Source organism: Photorhabdus hindustanensis (assembly GCF_002968995.1).
Lineage (GTDB): Bacteria > Pseudomonadota > Gammaproteobacteria > Enterobacterales > Enterobacteriaceae > Photorhabdus > Photorhabdus akhurstii.
This window is the reverse complement of the sequence record NZ_PUWT01000227.1, coordinates 1-567: the sequence shown is the minus strand read 5'-3', so window position 1 is coordinate 567 and position 567 is coordinate 1. Positions and strand designations below refer to the sequence as shown.

At 50.1% G+C, this 567-nt stretch carries 1 tRNA gene and 2 rRNA genes; all 3 read left to right on the top strand.

Annotated elements, in window-relative coordinates:
- Positions 1–79 (top strand): 16S ribosomal RNA (locus C6H66_RS26530); the annotation flags it as partial.
- Positions 80–161: 82 nt separating this feature from the next.
- Positions 162–237 (top strand) — tRNA-Glu (locus tag C6H66_RS25520).
- 185 nt (positions 238–422) lie between these two features.
- A 23S ribosomal RNA gene (locus tag C6H66_RS25515) occupies positions 423–567 on the top strand; the annotation flags it as partial.

The following is a 567-nucleotide window of genomic DNA, read 5'->3' as shown; positions in this document are numbered from 1 at the left end:
ACCGACTTTGTGGCTCATGACTGGGGTGAAGTCGTAACAAGGTAACCGTAGGGGAACCTGCGGTTGGATCACCTCCTTACCTGAGATAGGTTAAGTGCAGTGCTCACACAGATTGTCTGATGAAAGTCGAGAGCAAGGGAGTCTGCGAAGCCGACCATAGGGTCCCCTTCGTCTAGAGGCCTAGGACACCGCCCTTTCACGGCGGTAACAGGGGTTCGAATCCCCTAGGGGACGCCACTTGCAGGATAACGGGTGAAAGGCGTTGTCGATGTGTCTTTAAGCGGATTTTAGGAATCTGTTTAGCGATATAAGCTCTTTAACAATCTGGAACAAGCTGAAAAATTGAAACACTCAGTAATATCGACAAGGTATTATTGGGGAGTCTCTCAAGCTGAACAATCCGAGACTTTTTCGGGTTGTGAGGTTAAGCGAATAAGCGTACACGGTGGATGCCTAGGCAGTCAGAGGCGATGAAGGACGTGCTAATCTGCGAAAAGCGTCGGTAAGCTGATATGAAGCGATATAGCCGGCGATGTCCGAATGGGGAAACCCAGTGCAATGCGTTGC